General features: G+C 61.9%; 1 protein-coding gene. It reads left to right on the top strand.

The window, feature by feature from the left end; genetic code table 11:
- Positions 1-1,012 (top strand): DUF4832 domain-containing protein (locus tag ACFQUU_RS29350; protein ID WP_382252175.1); only part of this gene is annotated, 1,012 nt, incomplete at both ends.

Here is a 1,012-nt window from a genome sequence, read left to right as displayed (position 1 = left end):
TGAGCAGCTTCATCAATTCGCCGATCAGCCAGACACAGCTGGACCTGTTCCAGCGCCGCATGGATGAGTTCCGTAGCGCCGGCCTCAAGGCCATTCCGCGCTTCGTCTACAGCGAGAACGAAGGTGGTGCCGATGCGACGCCATCACGCATGCAGAGCCACATGGATCAGGTTGCACCGTACCTGGCCAAGAACAAGGATGTGATTGCAGTGGTGCAGGCCGGCTTCATCGGCGGCTGGGGCGAATGGGCTTACAGCCAGAACTTCGGCACCATCCCGGTCAGCAACCTGAGCAGCCAGAACTGGGCCGACCGCAAGACGATCGTCGACAAGCTGCTGCAGATCGTGCCAGCCGAGCGCATGGTGCAAATCCGCTATCCGGCAGTCAAGCGCCAGTTCTTCGGTACGACGGCACTAACGGCAAGCGAGGCCTACAACGGCACGGCCAAGGCACGCCTGGCCCATCACAACGACTGCTTCCTGGCATCGGCCAACGACTGGGGCACCTACACCAACACCTCGACCGAGTATCCGTACCTGCAGGCCGAAACCACGCATCTGGCGATGGGCGGCGAGACCTGTAACTACGCACCGCCGCGCAGCGACTGCCCGACTGCATTGAAAGAGCTGTCGCAGTTCCACTGGTCGTACCTGAACCTGGACTACCACAAGCAGGTGCTCGACGGCTTCCGCAACCAGGGCTGCTTCGAGCAGATCAAGCAAAAGCTGGGCTACCGGTTTGCACTGGAGAGCGGTTCGTATTCGAGCAGCGCCAAGCCGGGTGGTGGCCTGGCGGTGAACTTCACGGTCAAGAACGAAGGGTGGGCGGCGCCGTTCAATGCGCGCGACGTCGACCTGGTATTGCGCAACACGGCCAATGGCACACTGCACCGCTTCAAGCTCAATGCCGATCCGCGCAAGTGGCTGCCGGGGCAGTCGGTCACGGTAAGCCAGACGGTGACGCTACCGGCCGGCATCAGTTCGGGCAACTATGAAGTGCTGCTGCACCTGGC

The sequence above is a fragment of the Herbaspirillum sp. GCM10030257 genome, assembly GCF_042666555.1.
GTDB lineage: Bacteria > Pseudomonadota > Gammaproteobacteria > Burkholderiales > Burkholderiaceae_D > Noviherbaspirillum.
Note: the sequence above shows the minus strand (reverse complement) of the source record. Positions and strands in the feature narration are given on the sequence as shown.